At 72.1% G+C, this 18,271-nt stretch carries 15 protein-coding genes; 6 read left to right on the top strand and 9 right to left on the bottom strand.

Annotated elements, in window-relative coordinates:
• Window positions 1-34: 34 nt before the first annotated feature.
• The 4 genes from ACN27G_RS01640 to ACN27G_RS01625 form a co-directional block, all read right to left on the bottom strand.
• On the bottom strand, window positions 35-925 hold the full coding sequence (locus ACN27G_RS01640) for a metallophosphoesterase family protein (protein ID WP_421490999.1): 891 nt from the start codon (window positions 923-925) through the stop codon (window positions 35-37).
• A 44-nt stretch (window positions 926-969) separates the two neighbouring features.
• Window positions 970-1,392: a cold-shock protein gene (locus ACN27G_RS01635; RefSeq protein WP_421490998.1), complete on the bottom strand. Its 423-nt coding sequence runs from the start codon at window positions 1,390-1,392 to the stop codon at window positions 970-972.
• Between the two features lie 102 nt (window positions 1,393-1,494).
• Window positions 1,495-2,283: an ABC transporter permease gene (locus tag ACN27G_RS01630; protein WP_421490997.1), complete on the bottom strand. Its 789-nt coding sequence runs from the start codon at window positions 2,281-2,283 to the stop codon at window positions 1,495-1,497.
• A 158-nt stretch (window positions 2,284-2,441) separates the two neighbouring features.
• Window positions 2,442-3,461: an ABC transporter substrate-binding protein gene (locus ACN27G_RS01625; protein ID WP_421490996.1), complete on the bottom strand. Its 1,020-nt coding sequence runs from the start codon at window positions 3,459-3,461 to the stop codon at window positions 2,442-2,444.
• Between the two features lie 625 nt (window positions 3,462-4,086).
• On the opposite strand from ACN27G_RS01625, the gene ACN27G_RS01620 reads away from it, so the two are divergent.
• Together ACN27G_RS01620 and ACN27G_RS01615 are read left to right on the top strand one after the other, a co-directional pair.
• Entirely contained in the window at window positions 4,087-4,860 is a 774-nt protein-coding gene (locus tag ACN27G_RS01620) for a GntR family transcriptional regulator (protein WP_421490995.1), read from the top strand.
• Window positions 4,861-4,906: 46 nt separating this feature from the next.
• Window positions 4,907-5,845 carry a DUF6282 family protein gene (locus ACN27G_RS01615; RefSeq protein ID WP_421490994.1) on the top strand — a complete coding sequence of 313 codons (939 nt, stop codon included), beginning with the start codon at window positions 4,907-4,909 and terminating at the stop codon, window positions 5,843-5,845.
• Window positions 5,846-5,909: 64 nt separating this feature from the next.
• Here the strand turns inward: ACN27G_RS01615 and ACN27G_RS01610 are convergent, their stop codons facing one another.
• Window positions 5,910-6,389, bottom strand: coding sequence for an OsmC family protein (locus ACN27G_RS01610; RefSeq protein ID WP_421490993.1), 480 nt, complete (start codon window positions 6,387-6,389; stop codon window positions 5,910-5,912).
• Window positions 6,390-6,592: 203 nt separating this feature from the next.
• On the opposite strand from ACN27G_RS01610, the gene ppdK reads away from it, so the two are divergent.
• From ppdK to ACN27G_RS01590, 4 genes are all read left to right on the top strand, one after another.
• A complete protein-coding gene (gene ppdK, locus ACN27G_RS01605) occupies window positions 6,593-9,271 on the top strand; it encodes a pyruvate, phosphate dikinase (RefSeq protein ID WP_421490992.1) in 2,679 nt (892 codons plus the stop codon).
• Window positions 9,272-9,463: 192 nt separating this feature from the next.
• Window positions 9,464-11,698, top strand: coding sequence for a formate C-acetyltransferase (gene pflB / locus ACN27G_RS01600; RefSeq protein WP_421497199.1), 2,235 nt, complete (start codon window positions 9,464-9,466; stop codon window positions 11,696-11,698).
• Window positions 11,695-12,468: a pyruvate formate-lyase-activating protein gene (gene pflA, locus ACN27G_RS01595; RefSeq protein WP_421490991.1), complete on the top strand. Its 774-nt coding sequence runs from the start codon at window positions 11,695-11,697 to the stop codon at window positions 12,466-12,468. Before pflB ends, pflA begins: the two co-directional genes overlap by 4 nt.
• A 93-nt stretch (window positions 12,469-12,561) precedes the next feature.
• Entirely contained in the window at window positions 12,562-15,315 is a 2,754-nt protein-coding gene (locus ACN27G_RS01590; protein ID WP_421490990.1) for a cation-translocating P-type ATPase, read from the top strand.
• A 3-nt stretch (window positions 15,316-15,318) separates the two neighbouring features.
• On the opposite strand, the gene ACN27G_RS01585 is transcribed toward ACN27G_RS01590, so the two are convergent.
• From ACN27G_RS01585 to ACN27G_RS01570, 4 genes are all read right to left on the bottom strand, one after another.
• Window positions 15,319-15,789: a Crp/Fnr family transcriptional regulator gene (locus ACN27G_RS01585; RefSeq protein WP_421490989.1), complete on the bottom strand. Its 471-nt coding sequence runs from the start codon at window positions 15,787-15,789 to the stop codon at window positions 15,319-15,321.
• Window positions 15,790-15,878: 89 nt separating this feature from the next.
• The gene (locus ACN27G_RS01580; RefSeq protein ID WP_421490988.1) at window positions 15,879-16,295 is read right to left on the bottom strand and encodes an Hsp20/alpha crystallin family protein; all 417 of its coding nucleotides are present in this window, start codon (window positions 16,293-16,295) and stop codon (window positions 15,879-15,881) included.
• Window positions 16,296-16,375: 80 nt separating this feature from the next.
• Entirely contained in the window at window positions 16,376-17,386 is a 1,011-nt protein-coding gene (gene gap, locus ACN27G_RS01575; protein ID WP_421490987.1) for a type I glyceraldehyde-3-phosphate dehydrogenase, read from the bottom strand.
• Window positions 17,387-17,536: 150 nt separating this feature from the next.
• Entirely contained in the window at window positions 17,537-18,238 is a 702-nt protein-coding gene (locus ACN27G_RS01570) for a CBS domain-containing protein (RefSeq protein ID WP_421490986.1), read from the bottom strand.
• Window positions 18,239-18,271: the final 33 nt, after the last annotated feature.

The following is an 18,271-nucleotide window of genomic DNA, read 5'->3' as shown; positions in this document are numbered from 1 at the left end:
GGCACGGCCGAGTCGGGTGGTGGCCGTCCCAGTCTCACCAGACCAGGTCGGCGTCCTGCTCGGGCGCGCCGACCGGCAGGATCCGCACCGGGCCGCGCGGCGGGTTCCGCCGGGCCTGCCACTCGCGCGGATAGCCGAGCGACACCTCCTGGAAGCGGACCCCGTCGAACCAGTTGATCCTCGGGATGTGCAGGTGCCCGTAGACGACGGCTGCCGCGTTGTAGCGTCGGTGCCAGTCGGCGGTGTGCACCGTGCCGCACCACTGGGCGAAGACCGGGTAGCGCAGGATCCGGGTGACCTCCCGCACCAGCGGAAAGTGGTTCACCAGCACCGTACGGGTGCCGGGTGCCAGCTCCGCCAGCCGGCGCTCGGTGAGCGCCAGCCGCGCCGCGCACCAGTCCTCCCGACTCGGGTACGGATCGGGGTGGAGGACGTGTTCGTCGGTGCAGACCACGCCCGCCTCGTGCGCCATGGCGAGCCCGGCCTCCTTGCTCTGCGCGCCCTCCGGCCGGAACGTGTAGTCGTAGAGCAGGAAGAGCGGCACCACCGTGACCGGACCGCCCTCCCCGGTCCAGACCGGGTACGGATCCTCCGGGGTGACGACGCCGAGCCGGCGGCACACCTCGACCAGCATGTCGTAGCGGGCGACGCCGCGAAGCTGGACCTTGTCCTGCTGGACCGTCCACAGCTCGTGGTTGCCGGGCACCCACACCACGGTGCGGAAGCGCTCCGTCAGCAGCCGCAGGGCCCAGTAGACGTCCTCGACCCGTTCACCGATGTCACCGGCGACCAGCAGCCAGTCCTCGTCGGAACCCGGCACGAAGCCCTCGACGAGCTTGCGGTTCGCCGCATATCCGACGTGCAGATCGCTGACGGCGAGCAGGTCGCCGCCGGAACGCGAGCCGCCGGAACGCGAGGGGGTCACCGAGCGATCCTACCGGGCCGGGGCGGCCACCCCGGGCGGGTGGCTCAGGACTCGACCCAACCGTGCTGCCGGGCCAGCGCCACCACCTGCTGGCGGATGACGCCGATCTGGGCCGCCGTCAGCGACGGCACATTGTCGATCAGCAACTCGGTGATCTCGCCGCGGAACTCCGCACCGGAGAGGACGTCGCAGAGCCCGTCGTCCTCCCCCGCCGTCCGCACCGTGCGGGGCTTGTCGGCGGCGACCGGGCGGTCGACTATCCGCACCACCGAAGCCTTGAGCCCCCGCTCACCCTGCTCGACCTCGTAGTCCAGCCGGATCCCCGGCTGGATCAGGTGCTTGTCCTCACCGAAGTCGTTGGCGTGCACGAAGACATCCTCACCACCGTTGTCCGGGGCGATGAACCCGTATCCACGTACCTCGTCGAACCTCAACAGCTTCCCGGACGCCACAACCACCACCGCCACCTGTCACCTGTCACCTGTGCAGAATCACCAACACACAGAAACAGCGTAGCCATCGGAGCGTGGGCCGGTGGCCCAGGGCCACTCCGGGCGGTCACCCAACGGCTACGACGAGATCTCCCGCGCCCAGGGCGCGACGAGCCGCTCGATCGTCACCATCAGGTAGAACAACGCGGCTCCCATCAGCGCCAGCAGGGTCAGCGCGGCGAACGCCAACGGCGTGTCGGCGGAGGCCCCGGAGTTGACGATGACCGCGCCGAGCCCCTTGTCGGGGTTGACCACCTCGCCGATGATCGCGCCGATGATCGCCAGTGAGATCGCCACCTTCAACCCGACGAAGATCTGCGGCAGCGCCCAGGAGAGCCGTACCTTGACGAAGGTCTGCCACCACGACGCGGAGAGCGAGTGCACCAGCTCGCGCAGGTCGCTCGGGGTCGAGGTCAGCCCGGCCATCGCGGAGACGACGATCGGGAAGAAGCAGACCAGGATCACCATGACGATCTTCGGTCCCGGCCCGAACCCCATCCAGACCAGCAGCAGCGGTGCGAGCGCCACCTTCGGGATGGCGTTGATCGCCGCCATCAGCGGCATGGTCATCCGCTCGACCGTGCGGAAGGCCGCCAGCAGCAGGGCGATCAGCAGCCCCCCACCCGCCGCCACGCCGAAGCCGATGACGGTCTCCAGCAGGGTCACCCAGGTCTCCCCGAGCAGATAGCCGGGAAGGCGTACGAACGCGTCGACCACGTCCGGCGGTGCGGGCAGGAAGAACGGGTTGATGTCGAACATCTCGGCGATCAGCCACCAGGCACCGATCGCCAGCAGCGCACCGAGTACGGGCAGCCCGACGTTCGACCAGAGCCGGGCCGGAGTGGTGGTGGACGGATCACCGGTCATGGCGGCCTCCGGACGACGCGACGGGCGGTGTGCAGTGGTGGACGGTGTGCGGTGGCGGGCGGTGTCGTGGACGGCGCACGGCCGGGACGGTGGTCGCTCCGACCTGCCGCCCCGGCCACTGTCGCCGAGCCCGCCGGTGGCGGGCGCGACACGTCGGGCTATCCGGCCTTCGGCACGAAGCCGAAGTCGACCACCTTTTCCGGGGTCAGCCCGGCGGGGATCAGCCCGGCGCCCTGCATGACGGCGATGGTCCGCATGACCCGTTGCTCGTCCATGTATCCGATCGGGGCACCGCCGGCCGGTGACACGTACGGCGTCATCGCCTTGATCTCACCGACCCCGGACGGCACCGCGTAGCTCGGCTCCGCCTTGTTGAGGATCTGCGCCGCCTCCTCGGGGTGCTCGATCGCGTACTGCAACCCCTTCAACAGCGCGGTGGTGAAGCGGCGTACCAGGTCGGGGTCCTTCTCGATCAGGCCCGGAGTGGTGATCACCGCGTTGCCGAAGAGGTCCCGGAGGTAGTCACTGTACGGCAGCACGACGACCTCCCTCTTGGAGATGTTCGCCAGCGCGGTGCGGCTGAGCAGGAAGGTGCCGAGCGCGTCCACCTTGTTCGCCGCCATCAGGCCGTTCAGCGCGGTGGCCTGCGCGCCCTGGATCTTCACCTTTGCCGCGTCGATCCCGGCCAGCCGGGCGTACGCCGGGAAGAGCAGTTCCGTGACCGACCCGGCGCCGGTCGCGATCGTCCGACCCTCCAGGTCCTTCGGGGTGTTGATGTTGGTGTCCTTGGTGGTCATCACCGCGACCAGCGTCTGCTGGTGCACGGCGGCGATGGCCCGCCAGTCGGTGAACTCGCCCTTGCCGGCCTGGATCACCGCACCCGTGAAGTCGAGCGCGGCGAACTGCACCTTGTTGGACTTCAGCGCCGTCAGGTTCGGGACGTTGCCCGCGCCCTTCTGGATGTCGACCTCGATGCCGGCCTCGGCGAAGTAGCCCTTCTCCTTCGCCACCCAGACGAAGGCGTCCCGGCCGACCGCCCCGAAGGCCGTGATGTAGCCGACCTTGTCGGGATCCTTCTTCGCCTTCGCGTCCGCCCCTGAGTCGCCGCTGCAGCCGCTCGTGATCGCCAGCGCCGCGGCCAGGAATGCCGCGGCCAGCAGGCGAGAACGTCTGATCATCTTTGTGTGCCTCCCGCTTGTGGATTCGGTACCGAGGGCGGGTATCGACGCCTCCCGTACGAACCGCACGCCGCGACCCCTCGGCGTGCGGCCGGTCACCGGCCCTCGTTCGGTCGAGAATCGTAAATGACCCGTGTCCGAAATGTCATCGACGGAATCCGGTCAAGATTCTGGCAAGCTGAAGCCATATTGCTTTCCGGTCAGTGTGTTTAAGCAGGTCAGAGCATTTGACATCTGACGTTCACAGGACACAGGCTGTTCGCAACATTGTTGATGATCCTGGAGACAGAGTTGCGGTCAGCTGCGCTGGACTGGGAGGTGGCGGGCTGCCCGCGACCCGCCGACCCGACCGACCGGGGCCGCGCCGGCCGGGCGTACTGCCCGGCGGGCGGGCACACTGCGGCTAAGGTCCGACGCGTGCATATCCCCGTCGACACGGTGGACCCCGCGGACCCGACGCTCCAGTGTCACCCTCCGGATCGGTTCCGTTGCGGCCCCCGCCCAGATCGCCCAGATGTTGACCGATGCCGGACACCGGACAGAGTTTCGCCCGCAACGCACGGGCCGGTCCCTTTGGCCGGGTCTGGTCGCAGGGCCGGGCGCGGATGCCGGCGGTGACCGGAGCATGACCGAATCCGCACAACCGCAACCGCCGCAACCGCCGCAACCGCCGCAACCGCCATCGCAACCGCCGCCGGCCGCCGGGCGGCGGCGGGCTCCGACCCGATCCGCCGACGAGGCGTACGACCAGCTCCGGCAGGAGATCCACCGGGGCGAGCTGATGCCGAACGAGCGACTCATCGAGGTGGAGCTGGCCGCCCGGCTACAGGTCAGCCGGGCGGTCGTCCGCACGGTGCTGGTCCGGCTCGGCCAGGACGGGCTGGTCGTGCTCACCCCGAACCGGGGCGCGCACGTGCGGCTGGTCACCGAGGCGGAGGCCGTCGAGATCCTCCAGGTGCGGGCGGTGCTGGAGGCGCTCACCGCCCGGCAGGCGGCGCTGAACGCCACCGCCCGGGAGATCGCCGCGATCCGCCGGCTGCTCGGCCGGATGGAACGCAAGCTGGCCGCCGACGACCTGCTCGGCTATTCCGAGGGGAACGCCAAGCTGCACGCCGCGATCATCGAGGCGTCCCGGCACCGGACCGCGTCCCGGCTCATCACCGACCTGCGGGCCCAGCTCGTCCGCTTCCAGTACCGCACCATCCTGGTGCCGGGCCGGCCGGCCCAGTCCCTCGCGGAACACACCGCGATCGTCGAGGCGATCGCCGCCCGGGATCCGGAGACCGCCGAGGCGACGATGCGGCGGCACCTGGGACACGTCGAGTCCACCCTGGCCAGGACCGCGACGGCGATCCGTCGCCGGGGCGGCGGCCGGGCCGATCCCACCGGTCCGGGCTGAGCGACCCCGCCGGCCCGTCATCCCGCCCATCCCCGAAGGAGTTCCGATGTCCGAGCACCCCGTCCCCTCCGCCCGCGCCCGTGCCCTGGTCGCCGGGGCGTACGACACGCACGTGCACGTCGCGCCCGACGTCATGGCGCGGCGGATCGACGACCTCGACCTGGCCGGGCGCTTCGCCGAGGTCGGGCTCGCCGGCTTCGTCCTCAAGTCGCACTACGTGGCGACCGCCGAGCGGGCGGCCGTGGTCCGCAGGGTACGCCCCGGGGTGGACGTGCTCGGCGCGGTGACCCTGAACGGCGCGATGGGCGGGATGAACCCGGTCGCCGTCGAGATCGCCGGCCGGCAGGGCGCCCGGGTCGTCTGGATGCCGACGGTCGACGCCGGCAACCAGCGCCGCAGCCACGCCGCCGACCTGCCGGGAGCGAAGCCGGCGATGTGGGGCGCGCTCCAGGCCGACCTGCACACCCAGGGCATCGTGCCGGCAGCCGTCGAGGTGGTCGACCCCGACGGTCGGGTGCTGGAGCCGGTACGCCAGGTGCTCCGGGTGATCGCCCGGCACGATCTGGTGCTCGCCACCGGGCACCTGGCCGGCCCGGAGATCGTGGCCGTGGTGCACGCCGCCCGCGCGGAGGGGGTACGCCGGATCGTCGTCACCCATCCCGAGTTCACCTCGCAGCGGCTGCCCGTGGCGCAGCAGCGGGAACTCGCCGAGGCCGGCGCCCTGCTGGAGCGCTGCTTCACCACCCCGTACACCGGAAAGGTCTCCTGGCCGGACCTGTTCGGCAACATCCGGGCGGTCGGCGTCGCGCACTCGGTCCTCTCCAGCGACCTGGGCCAGCCGTTCAACCCGCCGGTCGAGGACGGTCTCGCGCTCTTCGCCGACAGGCTGCTGGAGGCCGGCTTCGCCGAACGGGACATCGAGACCATGGCGGTGCGGAACTCCCGGCGTCTGGCGGCGCCCGCCGCCGACCGCATCCCGGCCTGACCGCGTCGACAGGGCCCCGGCCGACGACGCTCAGCGGCCGCACAGGGGCCGGAGGCGACGACGCTCAGCGGCCGGAGGCGACGACCGTGACGGGTTCGTGGCGTACCGGGAAGGTGACCGAGCTGGCGATGAAGCAGAGCCGGTGTGCCCGCTCGTGCAGCTCGGCGGCCCGCTCCGCCATCTCCGGCGCCGCCACGGTGACCCGGGGGCGGAGCACCACCTCGGTGAACGCGCCCCCGCCGTCGCCGCTCTCCACCATCGTGCCGACCGCCTCGTCGACGTAGCCGGTCACCACCACCCGCCCCCGGGCGCAGAGGCTGAGGTACGACAGCATGTGGCACTGGGCGAGCGCGGCCAGCAGCAGCTGCTCCGGATTCCAGCGGGCCGGATCGCCCCGGAACGTCGGGTCGGCGGAGCCGGGCAGCGGCGGCGGCCCGGCGGCGCTGACCTCGTGGTCCCGGCCGTAGTCGCGGTAGTTGACCGTGCCCGCCGCACCGGCCCCGGTCCAGGTGACGGTCAACGCGTAGTCGTGGCTCCTCGGCACTGCACTCTCCCTCAACTCGCTCGCTCGCAGTATGGGTGCAAGGAAGGGCCCCCGCTACAACAGAAAACGATATGCGGGGGCCCTTCCTTGCAGCCGGGGCGAAGGTCCCGCCGACGGGCTTCCTCCGGCCCTGTGGCCCGAGGCCGGCGCCCTGTTACCACCGATATGACGACCCACGTCGACCCGACGAGAGGCGGCCGGTGATGCCCAGGTACGTGTTCGACTTCAGCGAGGGTGGCAAGGACCTCAAGGATCTACTGGGTGGCAAGGGCGCGAACCTCGCCGAGATGACCCGGTTGGGCCTGCCCGTGCCGCCCGGATTCACGATCAGCACCGAGGCGTGCCGGGCGTACCTGGCCGCCGGTGAGGTGCCGGCGGGACTCGTCGACCAGGTCGACGCCGAGCTGCGGAAGGTGGAGCGGCGGGCGGGCCGGACGCTCGGCGACGCCCGCAACCCCCTGCTGCTCTCGGTGCGCTCGGGGGCGAAGTTCTCCATGCCCGGGATGATGGAGACGGTCCTGGACATCGGCCTGACCGACGTGACCGTGCACGGGCTGGCCGGGCAGACCGGCGACCCGCGTGCGGCCTGGGACTCCTACCGGCGGTTGATCGGGATGTTCGGCCGGACCGTGTGCGGGGTGCCGGGCGAGGACTTCGAGCGGGAACTCGCCGCGCACCGGTCGCACGCCGGGGTCACCACCGACGCCGAGTTGGGCGAGGCGGACCTGCGACACCTGGTCGAGGTCTACCGGAAGGTCTTCTTCGACCACACCGGCCGGGAGTTCCCGCAGTCGGCGCGCGAGCAGCTGCACCTGGCGATCGAGGCGGTCTTCGCCTCCTGGAACACCGAGCGGGCGGTGCTGTACCGGCGGCAGGAGCGGATCCCGCAGGACCTCGGGACCGCCGTGAACGTGATGGCGATGGTCTTCGGCAACCTCGGCTCCGACTCCGGCACCGGGGTCGCCTTCACCCGCGACCCCGCCACCGGGCGGCGCGGCGTCTACGGCGACTACCTGGCCGACGCCCAGGGCGAGGACGTCGTCGCCGGGATCCGGAACACCGTGCCGTTGCAGGATCTGGAGCAGATCGACCCGCACAGCTTCGACCAGCTGATGTCCATCATGGACAAATTGGAGCACCACTACCGCGACCTCTGCGACATCGAGTTCACCATCGAACGCGGCAAGCTCTGGATGCTCCAGACCCGGGTCGGCAAGCGCACCCCGGCGGCGGCGTTCATCATCGCGGCGCAACTCGTCGACGAGGGCGTCATCGACCTGGACGAGGCGCTGCGCCGGGTCAGCGGCACCCAACTGGCCCAGCTCATGTTCCCGCGCTTCGACCGTGCGGCCGCGCCCGCGCCGCTCGCGGTCGGCGTACCGGCCTCGCCCGGTGCGGCGAGCGGGCGGGTGGTCTTCGACGCGGCCCGCGCCGCGCGGCGCGCCGCCGACGGCGAGCGGGTCATCCTGGTCCGGCGCGAGACGAGCCCGGACGACCTGCCCGGCATGATCGCCGCACAGGGCATCCTCACCTCCCGGGGCGGCAAGACCAGTCACGCCGCCGTGGTGGCCCGTGGGATGGGCAAGACCTGCGTCTGCGGCGCCGACGCGCTGGACGTCGACACCGAGGCCGGGCGGTTCACCGTCGGCGGCACGGTGGTCTCCGAGGGCGACGTCGTCTCGATCGACGGCGCGACCGGGGAGGTCTTCCCCGGGGAGGTGCCGGTGCACGCCTCGCCCGTGCTGCGCCACCTCCAGGGCGAGACGGCGGCCGGCGAGGACGCGCTGCTCGACGCCGTAGGACGGCTGATGGCGCACGCCGACCGGTTGCGGCGGCTGGAGGTGCACGCGAACGCCGACACCGGGGCGGACGCGGCCCGGGCGCGGCAGTTCGGCGCCCAGGGCGTCGGGCTCTGCCGCACGGAGCACATGTTCCTCGGCAAGCGCCGGGCGCTTGTCGAGGCGCTCATCCTCGCCGACGGCGAGCAGGAGCGGGAGGCGGCGCTGGCCGCGCTGCTGCCGTTGCAGCGCGCCGACTTCGTGGAGATCTTCGAGCAGATGGACGGGCTGCCGGTGACGATCCGGCTGCTGGACCCGCCGCTGCACGAGTTCCTGCCGCCGCTGCCCGAACTGACCGCCCGGGTGGCCCGCGCCGAGGCACTCGGGCACGATCCGGGCCGGGACGGCGCACTGCTCGCCGCCGTACGCCGGATGCACGAGGAGAACCCGATGCTCGGGCTGCGCGGGGTCCGGCTCGGCCTGGTGGTCCCGGGGCTCTTCGCCATGCAGGTCCGGGCGATCGCCCAGGCCGCCGCCGAGTGCGCCGGCCGAGGGCTGTCGACCCGGCCCGAGATCATGGTGCCGCTGGTCGCCACCGTCCAGGAACTGGAGGCGGTACGCGTCGAGGCGCGGCGGATCCTCGACGGGACCGACCTGCCCCGGATCCCGATCGGCACGATGATCGAGGTGCCCCGGGCGGCGCTGACCGCCGGCGAGATCGCCGGGGCGGCCGACTTCTTCTCCTTCGGCACCAACGACCTGACCCAGCTCGGCTGGGGCTTCTCCCGGGACGACGTGGAGGGGGCGTTCTTCCCCCGCTACCTGGAACTGGGCATCTTCGGTGTCTCCCCGTTCGAGTCCATCGACCCGACCGGGGTGGGGCGGCTGGTCCGGATCGCCGTCGAGGAGGGCCGGGCGGCCCGACCCGACCTGACGATCGGGGTCTGCGGCGAACACGGCGGCGACCCGGACTCTATCCGGTTCTTCCACGACGCCGGCCTGGACTACGTCTCCTGCTCGCCGTTCCGCATCCCGATCGCCCGGCTGGAGGCCGGCCGCGCCGCGCTGGTCTCACCGGCGGAGCCGACCGCCGACAGTCGCTGACGGGACCGTCCGGCACCAACGCCGCAGGTGTTAGGAAGGGCCCCCGCTACAACAGAAAACGATAAGCGGGGGCCCTTCCTTTAGGGACTTCCGGCCCTGCCACGCCCGGCGCCGGGAGCCAAGGCTGGAGCTGGCCGGAAACGAGAGGCTGGAGCCGCCCGGTTGGAGGAGACCATGACGATGCTCGACGCCATGACGATGCTCGACGCCTGGCGCGGATTTGTCGGAGACGACTGGCGGTACCGGATCGACGTGGAAGCGTTCATCCGGCAGAACTACACCCCGTACGAGGGGGACGCCACCTTTCTGACCGGCCCGACGGCACGGACCACGGAGCTGTGGGACGGGCTCGGGCCGCGGTTCGCCGAGGAACGCCGTCGCGGCGTCTACGACGTCGACCCGCGTACCCCGTCGACCATCACCTCCCACGCCCCCGGCTATCTCGACCGCGACCGGGAGCTGATCGTCGGGTTGCAGACCGACGCGCCGCTGCGCCGGGCGATCATGCCGGCCGGCGGCATCCGCATGGTCGCCAGCGCCCTCGCCGCCTACGGCTACACCCTCGACCCGCAGGTCGAGGAGACGTTCAGCCGGCACCGCAAGACGCACAACGACGGCGTCTTCGACGCCTACCCCGACGCGGTCCGCCGGGCCCGCCGCTCGCACGTCATCACCGGGCTGCCCGACTCCTACGGCCGGGGCCGGATCATCGGCGACTACCGCCGGGTGCCGCTCTACGGCGTCGACCAGCTCATCGCCAGCCGGCTCGCCGACCGGGCCCGGCTGGACGGATTCCCCTCCTCCCCGGCGATCATCCGCGACCGGGAGGAGCTGGCCGAGCAGGTCCGGGCGCTGGAGGAACTCAAGCAGATGGCGGCCGGCTACGGGTACGACATCGCCGGCCCGGCGACCACCGGCCGGGAGGCGGTCCAGTGGCTCTACTTCGCCTACCTGGCGGCGACCAAGGAGCAGAACGGTGCGGCCATGTCGCTCGGCCGCACCGCCACCTTCCTCGACATCTACCTCCAGCGGGACGTCGCCGAGGAGCGGCTGACCGAGCAGGCGGCGCAGGAACTCGTCGACGACCTGGTCATCAAGCTGCGGATCATCCGGTTCCTGCGTACGCCCGAATACGACCAGCTCTTCTCTGGTGACCCGACCTGGGTCACCGAGGCGCTCGGCGGGATGGGGAAGGACGGCCGGACCCTGGTCACCCGTACCACGTTCCGGTTCCTGCAGACCCTCTACAACCTCGGCCCGGCACCGGAGCCGAACCTGACAGTACTCTGGTCACCGGGCCTGCCCGTGGGCTTCAAGCGGTTCTGCGCCCAGGTGTCCCTGGACACCAGCGCGGTGCAGTACGAGAACGACGAGCTGCTGCGGCCGGCGTACGGCACCGACACCGCGATCGCCTGCTGCGTCTCGGCGATGCGGGTGGGCAAGGACATGCAGTACTTCGGCGCCCGCGCCAATCTTGCCAAGGCGCTGCTCTACGCCATCAACGGCGGGCGGGACGAGCTGACCGGGGCGCAGGTGGCCCCGCCGACGACACCGGTCGGCGGCGAAATCCTCGACTACGACGAGGTCGCGGCGGCGTACGAGAAGACCCTGGACTGGCTCGTCGCCACCTACGTCGACGCACTCAACGTCATCCACTACATGCACGACAGGTACGCCTACGAGCGGCTGGAGATGGCGCTGCACGACTATCCGGTGCACCGCTTCCTCGCCACCGGCATCGCCGGCCTCTCCGTCGCCGTCGACAGCCTCTCGGCCATCAAGCACGCCAGGGTGAAGGTGCTGCGTGACGAATCCGGTCTGGCGGTCGACTACGCGGTCGAGGGTGACTTCCCGTGCTACGGCAACCACGACGACCGCGCCGACAGCATCGCCGTCTGGCTCGTCGAGGCGTTCATGGCGAGACTGCGCCGGCAGCCGACATACCGCAGCGCCGAGCCGACGCTGTCGGTGCTGACCATCACGTCCAATGTGGTCTATGGCAAACACACCGGCAACACGCCCGACGGGCGGCGCGCGGGTGAGCCGTTCGCGCCCGGCGCCAATCCCGGCAACGGCCGCGACCGGCACGGCCTGGTCGCCTCCGCCCTCTCGGTGGCGAAGCTGCCGTACGCGAGCGCCCGGGACGGGATCTCGCTGACCAGCACCGTCACCCCGGACGGGCTCGGCCGCAGCCGGCAGGAGCAGGTCGGCAACCTGGTCGGCGTGCTGGACGGCTACACCGACGCGGGCGGCTATCACATGAACGTCAACGTGCTCGACCGGGCCACCCTGGAGGACGCGATGGCCCACCCCGAGCGCTACCCGCAGCTCACGATCCGGGTCTCCGGCTATGCGGTCAACTTCGTCCGGCTCACGCCCGAGCAGCAGCGCGACGTGATCTCCCGTACCTTCCACGGGTCGCTGTGAGCACGACCACCATCGCCCGGACGGCCACCGGAGCCGGGGCTGCGCTGACCGGGGCCGTGCACTCCTGGGACATCTCGACCGGAGTGGACGGTCCCGGCACCCGGCTGGTGGTCTTCCTTGCCGGCTGCCCGCTGCGCTGCCGCTACTGCCAGAACCCGGACACCTGGCGGATGCGGCCGGCACAGCGTACCGACGTCGATGCGCTGTGGACGGTGGTTTCGGGGTTCACCCGCTTCATCCGGGTCGCCGGTGGTGGCCTCACCGTCAGCGGCGGTGAGCCGCTGCTCCAGCCCGCCTTCACCGAGGCGCTGCTGCGCCGCGCCCGGCAGACCGGCCTGCACACCGCGCTCGACACCTCCGGCGCCCTCGGCGATCGCGCCAGCGATGCGCTGCTCGACGCCACCGACCTCGTCCTGCTCGACATCAAGTCCGGCGACCCGCGGACCTACCGGCGGGTGACCGGCGGCGACTTGGCCCCGACCCTGCGGTTCGCCCGGCGGCTCGCCGAGCGCGGCAACCGGATGTGGATCCGTTTCGTGCTCGTGCCCGGCCTGACCGACGCGCCGGCCAACGTGGCGGCCGTGGCCCGGCACGCCGCCGCGCTCACCACCGTCGAGCGGGTCGAGGTGCTGCCGTTCCACCGGCTCGGCGCGGCCAAGTACGCCGCCCTCGGGCTGCGGTTCCCGCTCGCCGACACCCCGCCGCCCTCCCCCGAGCTGCTGGACCGGGTACGCGACCAGTTCCGCGCCCACGGCCTGGTCACCTTCTGAGCGCACCCCGCTGTCTGGTCAAGGTCCAAGGTCCCAAATCACCCCAGCACGCCGGCCCTGCCGCCGAAGGGGATTCGGCCGCAGGCTGGAGGCATGGCCCCCACCACCGCACCCGTGACGCCCCGAGGGCTCACGGCGCAGGACGCAGCGGCCCGGCTCCGCACCGAGGGGCCGAACACGGTGGCGGCGCCGGCCCGCCGGCACCTCGCCACCCGGATCGCGCACCAGCTCAGCGACCCGCTGGTCGCACTGCTCATCGCCGCCGCCGTGGTGACCACGGCGCTCGGCGACCATTCGAACACCGCCGTCATCGCGCTGGTCGTCATCGTCAACTCCACGATCGGCGTGGTCCAGGAGGTGCGGGCGGATCGGGCGATCGCCGCGCTGGACCGGATGGCCGCACCGACCGCCCGGGTCGAGCGGGACGGCCGGCATCTGGTCGTACCCGCCGACGAGCTGGTCCGGGACGACCTGGTGCACCTGGAGCCGGGCGATGTCGTACCGGCCGATCTGCTGCTGACGGAGGCGCACCGGCTCCAGCTCGACGAGGCGGCGCTCAGCGGCGAGTCGGTCCCGGTCGCCCGCCCGGCCGGCGCGGAGGCGTACGCCGGCACGGTCGTCGTCACCGGGCGCGCCACCGGCACCGTCGTCCGCACCGGTCCGGCCAGCGCCCTCGGGCGGATCGCCACCCTCGTGGCGACGACCCGGCCCGCACCCACTCCGCTGCAACGCCGGCTCGCCGGGCTCAGCCGCGTCCTCGGGCTGGCAGCGGTGGCGCTCTCGACCGCCGTCTTCGTCATCGGGGTGGTCGGCGGGCAGGCCGTCGTCGACATGGCCGTCACCGCGGTCAGCCTCGTCGTCGCCGCCGTGCCCGAGTCACTGCCGGCCGTGGTCACCCTCGCACTGGCGCTCGGTGCCCGCCGGATGGCCGGCACCCGGGCGATCCCCCGGCGGCTGCACGCGGTGGAAACGCTCGGCTCGGTCACCGTCGTCGCCTCGGACAAGACCGGCACGGTCACCGAGGGGCGGATGGCCGCGCAGCGGGTGGTCACCGTCGGCGGTGCCGCCTACCGGGTACGCGGCAACGGGTACGACCCGCACGGCGAGCTCTACGACGAGCCGGGCGACACGGGCAGCACTGGCAGCACGAGCGATACCGACGGCACCGGCGACACCGACGGCACGGGTGGGGTCGGTGACGCGCGTGCGGCGGGTGGCGGGGCGGTCCGTCCCGACTCCGGCCTGCGGGACCTGGCCCGCGCCGTGCTGCTCTGCAACGACGCCGTACTGGCGGCGCCGTCCGCCGATCGTCCGCGGTGGACGCCGGTCGGCGACCCGTTGGAGGCCGCGCTGCTCGCGTTCGCCGGCCGGTGCGGGCTCGACCAGGACGCCGAGCGTGCCGCCTGGCCACGGATCGCCGAGCTGCCCTTCGAGCAGGAGACCCGCCGGATGGTGACGGTGCACCGCCGCCCCGACGGGGGCTACCTCGTGGTGTGCAAGGGCGCGCCGGAGTCGGTGCTGGCGCCGCCCCTCGTACCCGAAACACCGCCCGAGCTGCTGGAGCACGCCGCCCGGCTCGCCGCCGACGGGTTGCGCGTCCTCGCCATCGCCACCGCGACGCTCGACGCACCGCCGGACCCGCAGACCGTACGCGGCCTGCGGCCGGCCGGGCTGGTGGCGATCGGCGACCCGGTCCGGCCGGCGGCGCCGGAGACCGCGGCCGCTTTCGCCCGGGCGGGCATCCGCCTCGTGCTGATCACCGGTGACCATCCGGCGACCGCCGCCGCCATCGGCGGCCAGCTCGGCATCTGGCGGCACGGCGACGGGATCGTCCTCGGCGACGACGGGACGATCAACCGGAACGACGGGACGATCAACCGGAACGACGGGACGGCCAACCGGAACGACGGGACCACCCACCCGGTCCACCGGGACGGCGGCACCACCAGGGGTGACGAGCGGGTCTACGCCCGCATCCAGCCGGAGCAGAAACTGGACATCGTCGCGGGCCTCCAGGCCCGGGGCGACGTGGTGGCGATGACCGGCGACGGGGTCAACGACGCCCCGGCGCTGCGCCGGGCCGACATCGGGGTCGCGATGGGCGGCGGCACCGAGGTCGCCCGGCAGGCCGCCGACCTGGTGCTTGTCGACGACAACCTCGGCACCGTCGGCGCCGCGATCGCCGAGGGGCGCCGCATCTACGACAACATCCGCCGCTTCCTGCGGTACGGGCTCGCCGGCGGCGTCGCCGAGATCCTGGTGATGCTGGCCGGGCCGTTCTTCGGCCTGGCCGTGCCCCTGCTGCCGGCGCAGATCCTCTGGGTCAACCTGCTCACCCACGGCGTACCCGGGGTGGCGCTCGGCGCGGAACCCGCCGAACCGGGCGTCATGCGCCGCCCGCCGCGCCCACCGCAGGAGTCGGTGCTCGGTGCCGGACTGCTGCACGGGGTGCTGCTGACCGGCGCGCTGCTCGCCGCCGTCGTCCTGGCGGCCGGTGTCGGGGCCCACGCGCTGCACCGGCCGTGGCAGTCGATCATCTTCGTGGTGTTGGGCCTCGGGCAGCTCGGCATCGCGCTGGCCGTCCGGGCACCACGCCGGCCCGGCGGTCCACGCAACCCCGCCCTCGCCGTGGCGGTACTGGTCTCGGCGCTGCTGCAACTGGCCGGGGTACTGGTGCCGCCGCTGCGCGACCTGCTCGGCACCGCGGCACTCTCCGCCGCCGACCTGGCGGCCTGCGTCGCCGTCGCCGCCGTGCCGGGTCTCGCGGTCGCCGCCGCCGCCAGGTCTCGCGCTCCGCGCTCCGGGTCTCGCGACCAGGGCCCGGCGGCGCCCGGCCGGGCCGGATGACGGTCAGCCGGCGGATTCCGAGTAGCGGTAGAGGTCGAGCAGGCGCGTGCGGGTGGCCTGGAGCCGGTCGAGCATCACGGCCGAGAACCGGCGGGTGAGTTCGTAGCCGAACCCGCTGTCGTCGTTCATCAGCGACCGGACGCCGGGCGCGTCGAACTCGATCGCCCGGATCGGCTCGACCACGATCGCGCCGAACTGCCACCGCTGCGGCGGAAAGAGCCAGGACCAGCCGAGTACGTCACCGCCCCGCAGGTTCTCGATGACCACGTCGCCACGGCCGGGAGTGTGCAGGTCCAGCGCCACCTCCCCGGTGCGCAGCAACCAGAAGCGCGTCGCCGGTCGTCCGCTCGCGAAGAGCCGGTAGCCACGGTTGCGGAACACCGGATGGGCGTAGAGGGCGAGCCGGTCCACCCGATCCGGGGCCAGCCCGGCGACGAACGGATGCTCGGCGAGCAGGTCGCGGGTGCGGTTCATGGGTCTCCCCTTTCGCCGTGACGACGCCATCGGGCTCGGTGGGATGACCGAGCCCGACTTCCTGGCGCGCAGGATGCGCGCACCGACACTCACATCGTGGTGCTCGTTCCGATCGCGATCGGGATCGTCTTGCCGGTGCTCTCGACCTTGCCCACGAGCACCGTGATCGTCAGGATGCCGTCGGCGTACGCGGCGGAGACGGTCTCCTCCCGGGCGCCCGCCGGCAGCGGGACGGTGCGGTAGAACGACCCGTAGTGGAACTCCGAACGCGTCCGGTCCCTGTGCTCGGTGGAGCGCACGACGTGCAGCCGCAGCGCACCGTCGGCACAGGTGACGGTGACGTCCTTGGCCGGGTCGACTCCCGGCAGCTCCGCCCGGACGGTGTAGGTCTCGCCCTCGAGGAACTCCTCGACCGGGATGGCCGGCGCCAGGAACGGGAACAGGGACAGGTTGTTGACCCACTCGAGCGGGGTCAGACCGCCACGTGCCTTGGTGATCGTCGACATCACAACCTCCTTCGTGGTCTCCTCAATCGCACCTCGGTGCGCCACGACCGCCCAGGGACCAATGGCCCGACCGCCTGCCGTCAGTCCTTACCGGCGATCAGGGAGGTGAGGTCGACGAGACGGTTGACGTAGCCCCACTCGTTGTCGTACCAGCCGAAGACCTTCACCAGCGCCCCCGCCGACTGGGTGAGCGCGGCGTCGAAGACGCAGGAGGCCGGGTCGCCGACGACGTCCCGGGAGACCATCGGCCGGTCCGTGTAGCGGAGCACGCCGCGCAGCGGGCCGTCCGCGGCCGTGGCGAACGCGTCGTTGAGTTCCGCCACCGTGGCGGGTACGTCGAGTTCGCAGGTCAGGTCGGTCACCGAGCCGTCCTCCACCGGCACCCGTAGCGCGACACCGTCCAGCCGGCCGGCGACGGTGGGCAGCACCAGACCGATGGCCTTGGCCGCTCCGGTGCTGGTCGGGATGATGTTGACGGCCGCCGACCGGGCCCGGCGCAGGTCCTTGTGCGGGCTGTCCAGCACCGCCTGGTCGTTCGTGTACGCGTGCACCGTCGTCAGGTAACCCCGGGCCACGCCGAAGGCGTCGTGCAGGACCTTGACCATCGGCGCCGCGCAGTTGGTGGTGCACGAGGCGGCGGAGATCACCTGCTGTCGCGGGTGGTAGGTCGACTCGTTGACACCGAGCACGATCGTCGCGTCGACGTCCTTGGCGGGCGCGGAGATCAGCACCCGCCGGGCGCCGGCCTTGAGGTGGCCGGCCGCCGCGTCCCGGGTACGCAGCTTCCCGGTCCCCTCGATCACGAGGTCGACACCGAACTGTGCCCAGGGCAGCCGCTCCGGCTCCCGTTCCCGGGAGGTCTCGATCCGGCGCCCGTCGACGAGGATCGCCGAACCGTCGACGCTGACCTCGGCGTCGAGCGGGCCGAACGTGGAGTCGTAGGCCAGTAGGTGGGCCAGGGCGGCCGGCTCCCACAGGTCGTTGACGGCGACCACCTCGAAGCCGTCGTCGAAGAGACGCCGGTCCAGTAGTGCCCGCAGGTAGTTGCGGCCGATCCGGCCGAACCCGTTGATCGCGATCCGGTAGTTCATGTCGTTCCTCCACTGTGTCGGCAGGGCAGGCCTCCGCAACTACAGCCTTGCCGGCTCCACGGGACGGCCCAAGGGGCGAAGGTCCCGCGTACAGGGCGGACAGGACCACAGCGGTGCCCGGCCGGGAGGCGGGCTGGGGCCCGTCCGGCGCTATGCGGTACGGGACGGGACGGCCCGGCTCCGCCGGGAGCCTGGCGGTTCGACGTCGTCCAGGTCGTAGGTCAGGTGGTCCTCGACACCGACCACCCCGGGCACGGCGGCGACCAGTTGAACGGTCAGCTCGGCCAGGCTGCGCCGGTCGAGGCGACCGCGAAGCGTCACGAGGCCGCCGTCGACCGCGACCTCGACCGCGAGCGGCTCCAGCCACAGCGTCCGCAGCAGCAGCCCGTCCGCGATGTCGTGCCGCAGTTCCTCGTCGGGGCGAAGGTGCACCTTCAGCAGGTCGGAACGGGAGACGATCCCGATCAGGGCGCCGTCCTCGGCCACCACCGGCAGCCGCTTCACGCCCTTCTCGGTCATCAGCCGGGCGGCGGCGTGCAGCGAGGTCTGCGGACCGGTGGTCACCACCGGCGAGCTCATCAGCTCGCCCGCCACCCGGGCGCCGCCCTTCTCCCGGGGCGACCGGCGCCGGGTGGGGTACTTCCGCCGCCGGGTCACGGCGCCGGCGAACTCGACCTTGTAGACCAGGTCGGCCTCGGAGACCACCCCCACGACCCTGCCCGCCACGTCGACGACGGGCACCGCGCTGATCCGACGCTCGGCGAGAAGGTCCACCACGGCCCGGTAGGTGGCGTCCTCGGGCACGGCGGCGACCTCGGTGGTCATGACGTCCCGTACCGTCCAGTTCCGCATTGCCTCTCTCCTCACGGCGAACTCGCCCCACCG

Source organism: Plantactinospora sp. WMMB334, assembly GCF_049179095.1.
Classification (GTDB): Bacteria; Actinomycetota; Actinomycetes; order Mycobacteriales; family Micromonosporaceae; genus Plantactinospora.
The sequence above is the reverse complement of the archived record's forward strand: the minus strand, read 5'-3'. Positions and strand labels throughout refer to the sequence as shown.

Bases quoted from the DNA above. Each gene is read 5' to 3' on its own strand.
- gap (WP_421490987.1), bottom strand. From the start codon at position 17,386: ATGAACTACCGGATCGCGATCAACGGGTTCGGCCGGATCGGCCGCAAC.
- ACN27G_RS01625 (WP_421490996.1), bottom strand. From the start codon at position 3,461: ATGATCAGACGTTCTCGCCTGCTGGCCGCGGCATTCCTGGCCGCGGCG.
- ACN27G_RS01615 (WP_421490994.1), top strand. From the start codon at position 4,907: ATGTCCGAGCACCCCGTCCCCTCCGCCCGCGCCCGTGCCCTGGTCGCC.
- pflB (WP_421497199.1), top strand. From the start codon at position 9,464: ATGACGATGCTCGACGCCTGGCGCGGATTTGTCGGAGACGACTGGCGG.
- ACN27G_RS01570 (WP_421490986.1), bottom strand. From the start codon at position 18,238: ATGCGGAACTGGACGGTACGGGACGTCATGACCACCGAGGTCGCCGCC.
- ACN27G_RS01620 (WP_421490995.1), top strand. From the start codon at position 4,087: ATGACCGAATCCGCACAACCGCAACCGCCGCAACCGCCGCAACCGCCG.
- ACN27G_RS01585 (WP_421490989.1), bottom strand. From the start codon at position 15,789: ATGAACCGCACCCGCGACCTGCTCGCCGAGCATCCGTTCGTCGCCGGG.
- ACN27G_RS01580 (WP_421490988.1), bottom strand. From the start codon at position 16,295: ATGTCGACGATCACCAAGGCACGTGGCGGTCTGACCCCGCTCGAGTGG.
- ppdK (WP_421490992.1), top strand. From the start codon at position 6,593: ATGCCCAGGTACGTGTTCGACTTCAGCGAGGGTGGCAAGGACCTCAAG.
- ACN27G_RS01630 (WP_421490997.1), bottom strand. From the start codon at position 2,283: ATGACCGGTGATCCGTCCACCACCACTCCGGCCCGGCTCTGGTCGAAC.
- ACN27G_RS01590 (WP_421490990.1), top strand. From the start codon at position 12,562: ATGGCCCCCACCACCGCACCCGTGACGCCCCGAGGGCTCACGGCGCAG.